Source organism: Hymenobacter agri (genome assembly GCF_054778495.1).
Map to the genome: position 1 here is coordinate 1 of NZ_BAAGZM010000312.1, position 4,869 is coordinate 4,869.

Sequence of the window (4,869 nt, forward strand, 5' to 3'; positions counted from 1 at the left end):
GCCCACCCCGCCCGCCGCTGCCTCGGCCCAGGAGCCGCTGCGCCGCCCCGTCGAAGAATCGCACAACTGGAGCCTGCACTTTCAGCAGACATTCATCGACCAGTGGCACAGTAATTTGAACAACCCCTACGCGGGCGATTTCAGCCTGGCCGACCGCGAATCGGCCAAGCTCTCGATGACCAGCACGTTCTTCATCGGGCGGCGGCTGTGGAAGAATGCGGCGGTGTACTTCAACCCCGAAGTGGCCGGCGGCAGCGGCCTGAGCAGCGCCCGCGGCATCGCGGGCTTCCCCAACGGCGAAACCTTCCGCATCGGCGTGGCCGACCCGGTGCTGTACCTGGCCCGCCTCTACGTGCGGCAGGTATTTGCCCTGAGTTCGGAAACCGATGAGGACGTGGACGACCTGAACCAGGTGGCCGGTCCCACGCCCCGCCACTACATCTCGGTGAACGTGGGCAAGCTCTGCCTGGCCGACTTCTTCGACCAGAACAGCTATTCGCACGACCCGCGCACGCAGTTCATGAACTGGAGCCTGATGAGCGCCGGCGCCTGGGACTACGCCGCCAACACCCGCGGCTACACCGTGGGCGGCGTGCTGGAGTACGTAACGCCCACCTTCAGCGCCCGCTTTGCCTCGGCCCTGCTGCCCACCTACGCCAACGGCCCGCTGCTGGACTACCGCTACGGCCGGGCCCACGCCGAAACCCTGGAGCTGACCCACACCTACCATCTTGGCCAGCGCCAGGGCACGGTGCGGGCGTTGGGCTTCCGCAATGTGGCCCCGATGGCCACCTACCGCAGCGCCGTGGCCGTGGGCCAAATCCTGGGCCAGCAACCCACGCTCGAAAGCGTGCGCCGCGATGGCCATACTAAGGTGGGCTTCGGCCTGAATGCCGAGCAGGAAATCAGCAAAAATGTGGGCCTGTTTGCCCGCGTGAGCTATAACGACGGCCAGAACGAAACCTGGGCCTTCACCGAAATCGACCACAGCGCCAGCTTGGGCGCGGTGAGCACCGGCGCCCGCTGGCACCGGCCCGACGACCGCCTCGGCATCGCCGTGGTGGCCAACGGCATTAGCCCCGAACACCAGGCCTACTTTGCCGCCGGCGGCTACGGCTTCATGATTGGCGACGGACGGCTGAACTACGGCCTCGAAAAAATCGGCGAGGTGTACTACAGCATCGACCTGCACCGCTACCACGTGGCCATCAGCCCCGACTACCAGTTCATTCTGAACCCGGGCTACAACAAAGACCGCAGCGGGCCGGTGCACGTGGTGGCCGTGCGTATGCACGTGGAGTTTTAAGCGGAGCCAACGGGAAAAGGTGAAAAGAAATAAATTCGGGCAACCGCGGTAACGTTTCGCGCATCTGGCTGGTAACAGGGTTCACTCGCTCACCTTTTCCCTTTTTTCGCATGAAGAGTTTTCGGATTACCTCGTTGTGTGCCGGCGCGCTGGCGCTGGCTGTGGGCGCTTTGTCGTCCTTCTCTCAACCTTTGGCCGACCGCGAAACCCGCACGGTGGGCGCGTTCACCGAAATCAGCCTCGGCGGCTCGGCCCAGGTGGTGGTGAAGCAAGGCAGCCCCCAGAGCGTGGCCCTGGAAGGCCGCAAGGAAGACCTGGCCGATTTTGAAACCGAAGTGCAGGGTAGCCAATTGCGCCTCAAGTTTCGCGACCAGGAAGGCCGCATGTTCAACAACAAAAATCACGGCCACGTCACGGTGTACGTAACCGCCCCCAGCCTCAAGGCGCTGCGCGTGGGCGGCTCGGGCAAAATGGAGGTGAGCGGCGCGCTGCAGGCCGAGGCCATGACGCTGGCCGTGAGCGGCTCGGGCGACCTCACGGTGCCCCAGCTCAAAACCGGCCGCCTCGAAACCACCGTGTCGGGCTCGGGCGATGTAGCGGTGGGCGGCACGGCCACCAGCAACGACATCCGCATCAGCGGCTCGGGCAAAGTGAAAGCCCACGACCTGAAAACCGAAACCAGCAAAGCCCGCATCAGCGGCTCGGGCGATGCGCACGTGTACGCCAGCCTCACCGCCGAAGGCACCATCTCGGGCTCGGGCGGCATGTACGTGGCCGGTGGCGCGCAGCTCAGCAGCACCACGCGCGGCAGCGGCCGGGTGGTAAAGGAATAACACCGTTAAAGAGGCCTCTCATCCGGAGCGCAGCGAAGGACCTTCTCAAGTGCAAACGGTTTGTTTGGGCTTGAGAAGGTCCTTCGCCGCGCTCCGGATGAGAGGCATTATCGGTTCCGCCCATCTGCACGGGTGTAAAATTCGGGCATATGGCCGCCGCAGGCCGACCGCCGGGGAGTGCAGGCCGTACCTTTGCGCTGCCGCAAGGCACACCCCCGTTTCTCACCCAATACCAGTCTGTGTACCTTCACCATGTGGCGTCCTACCTCCCGGAGGCCGTCGTGACCAACGCGCATTTCACCCGCCTCAACGGCCTCGCCAGCGAGTGGATTATTGAGCGCACCGGCATTCAGGAGCGCCGCAAAGCGGCCCCCGGCGAAAATGCCAATACCATGGCCATTGCCGCCACCCGCGCTGCCCTGGCCGCTGCTCCCGCCTTTGCCCAAGCCAGCATCGACCTGATTGTGGCTGGCACCTACACGCCGCACGATACCATTTTTACCGCCGCACACGCCGTGCAGCGCGACCTGGACGTGAACGAAATTCCGACCGTCAGCATTTCCTCGGCCTGTTCGTCGCTGCTGAATGCGGTGGAAATCGTGGAAGGCTACTTTGCCATGGGCAAGGCCACCCGCGCCGTGGTGGTGGTGAGCGAGCACAATACCGCCTACAACAACGAGGAAGACACGATGGCCGGCCACCTCTGGGGCGACGGCGCGGCGGCGCTGCTCATCAGCAAGGAGCGCCTCAGCCCCGATGACCTGCACATTGCCGAAGTCATCACCGGCGGGGCCGCGCCCGTGAGCAAGGCCGACGAAGCCGTGACCCTGAAGCCCGTGGAGCGCGGCATTGTGATGCCCTTCGGCCGCGACGTGTTTCAGCAGGCCTGCACCTACATGGCCCGCGTGACGCAGACGCTGCTCGACAAGCACCACATTGCGACCGATGCCCTCACCTACCTCATTCCGCACCAGGCCAACCTGCGCATCTCGAAAAACGTGACCAAGGCCCTGGGCCTCGACCCCGCCCGCGCCGTGAGCAACATCGAGCGCCTCGGCAACACCGGCTGCGCCGGCGCAGCCATCGGCCTGGCCGAAGTGTGGGACACGCTGCAAGCCGGCAACAGGGTCATCATCACCGTATTCGGGGGCGGGTATTCCTACGGGGCTATGCTGCTGAACAAGGGTTGAGTTTTGAGGGTTGAATGATGAGTTTTAATAGACTTGATATATTTCAACTCAACATTTAATCCTCAAAACTCAACCCTTCCAAAGTGCTTCCCCCCACTGCCGCCTTCCTGCCCGAAATCACCTTCCAGACCAGCCGGGCCAGCGGGCCGGGCGGGCAGAACGTGAACAAGGTGGAGTCGCGCGTGGAGCTGCGCTGGCACCTGCTGAACTCACTGCTGCTGAGCGACGAACAAAAGCGCCTGATACTGGAAAAGCTGGCCAACCAGCTCACTGCCGATGGCTGGCTGCTGCTGGCCGCGCAAGACGACCGCAGCCAGCTCCGCAACAAGGAGATTGTGCTAGCGCGCTTCCACGAGCTATTGCTGAAAAGCCTGCGCCGCCCTAAGCCCCGCAAGGCCACCAAGCCCGGCAAAGCCGCCGTGCGCAAGCGTCTGGAAGGCAAGAGAATTCAAAGCGAGAAGAAGGCTAACCGGCGCCGGCTGGAGTAATCAGGTCCGTTGTGAGCGGGCAGCTATATTTACGCCCATGAACAAGCTACCCCTCTTGTTATTGGCCTGCGTGCTGGGTGCCAGCGCCTTAACCACCTGCACGCCCGACTGCCGGCAGCAAACCTGCGACTGCTTCTCCGAAAATGAGGATGCTATTCAGCTGCGTTTCGATTTGGACAGCCTGAACCAGGGTTTCCGGCGTGCCGAGGTGCGCGATGCCTACGTGGTGCGTTTCGCCTCGCCCGGCTTCGCCACGCCTCTCGATACCGCGCGCGAAGAGCGGCAGAGTAGCCAGGACTTTTATCGGTACGGCATCACGCTGAACAGGCTGTTTCCGCCCCGCAATGGCAACTACGGGCCAGCGGGCTACAACTACGCCGTGGTGCTGCCAGCCATCGGCCGGCGCTACCAGCTAACGGATATTGAGCTGGCGGGCGAAGAGCGCGGCGACGAATGCTGCCGCTGCTACCGCAACACGCGCAAGCGCCTGCGGCTGGATGGCACCTACGTAGTGGCCGACGACCGGGACCTCGAGCCTGCCGCCGTGCTGCACCGCTAGCGCTAATTCAAATCCAACCCGAACAGGATGCCGAACCAGGGCTTGTGCTGGTACACCCAATGCGCCGCATCGGGTCCCAGCAGCTGGTCGACGCCCGCGGCTAAACCAATATTGAACGCCCGGGCATCGTAAATGGTGGCGAGGCCGCCGTGCAGCACCACGCCTTCGTAGTCGGCGGCGGTGGGGCGGGTGGCGGCCGTCACGTCGTCGGTGATGAAGGTAGAGCCGGCCCCGATGAAGGCGCCGTAGCCCAGGCCCGTAGCCCGAATGTGCGGCGTGGGCCCGAACGGGGTGGTGCGCTTGGTGCGCAGCGAATAAAAATCGAGCCGCCGGCCGATGTAGATGGCGGCGTTGAAGTTGGTATTGAGTTGCACCGGCACGCCGGCCTGCGGCGGCCGCACCTTGAAGGGAATGGTGAACACGTCGAGGTCGAGCCGGCGGCGCAGCAGCCACAGGCGCTGGTCGGGGCGCAGCAGGTAGCGGGTGGTGCGCG

The 4,869-nt window shown here is 64.0% G+C and carries 6 protein-coding genes; 5 read left to right on the forward strand and 1 reads right to left on the reverse strand.

What is annotated here, in order from left to right; all coding sequences use genetic code 11:
* The 5 genes from ACYVDE_RS14520 to ACYVDE_RS14540 form a co-directional block, all read left to right on the forward strand.
* A partial coding sequence (locus ACYVDE_RS14520) for a carbohydrate porin (RefSeq protein ID WP_460502262.1) occupies window positions 1-1,306 on the forward strand: 1,306 nt, incomplete at its 5' end.
* 110 nt (window positions 1,307-1,416) lie between these two features.
* Complete coding sequence (locus tag ACYVDE_RS14525; protein ID WP_460502263.1) at window positions 1,417-2,139, forward strand: head GIN domain-containing protein; 723 nt, start codon at window positions 1,417-1,419, stop codon at window positions 2,137-2,139.
* A gap of 239 nt (window positions 2,140-2,378) precedes the next feature.
* Window positions 2,379-3,329: a 3-oxoacyl-ACP synthase III family protein gene (locus tag ACYVDE_RS14530; RefSeq protein ID WP_460502265.1), complete on the forward strand. Its 951-nt coding sequence runs from the start codon at window positions 2,379-2,381 to the stop codon at window positions 3,327-3,329.
* An 83-nt stretch (window positions 3,330-3,412) separates the two neighbouring features.
* A complete protein-coding gene (gene arfB, locus ACYVDE_RS14535; protein WP_460502266.1) occupies window positions 3,413-3,817 on the forward strand; it encodes an aminoacyl-tRNA hydrolase in 405 nt (134 codons plus the stop codon).
* 37 nt (window positions 3,818-3,854) lie between these two features.
* The gene (locus ACYVDE_RS14540; RefSeq protein ID WP_460502267.1) at window positions 3,855-4,376 is read left to right on the forward strand and encodes a hypothetical protein; all 522 of its coding nucleotides are present in this window, start codon (window positions 3,855-3,857) and stop codon (window positions 4,374-4,376) included.
* A 2-nt stretch (window positions 4,377-4,378) separates the two neighbouring features.
* On the opposite strand, the gene ACYVDE_RS14545 is transcribed toward ACYVDE_RS14540, so the two are convergent.
* Window positions 4,379-4,869 (reverse strand): hypothetical protein (locus tag ACYVDE_RS14545; protein ID WP_460502268.1); only part of this gene is annotated, 491 nt, incomplete at its 5' end.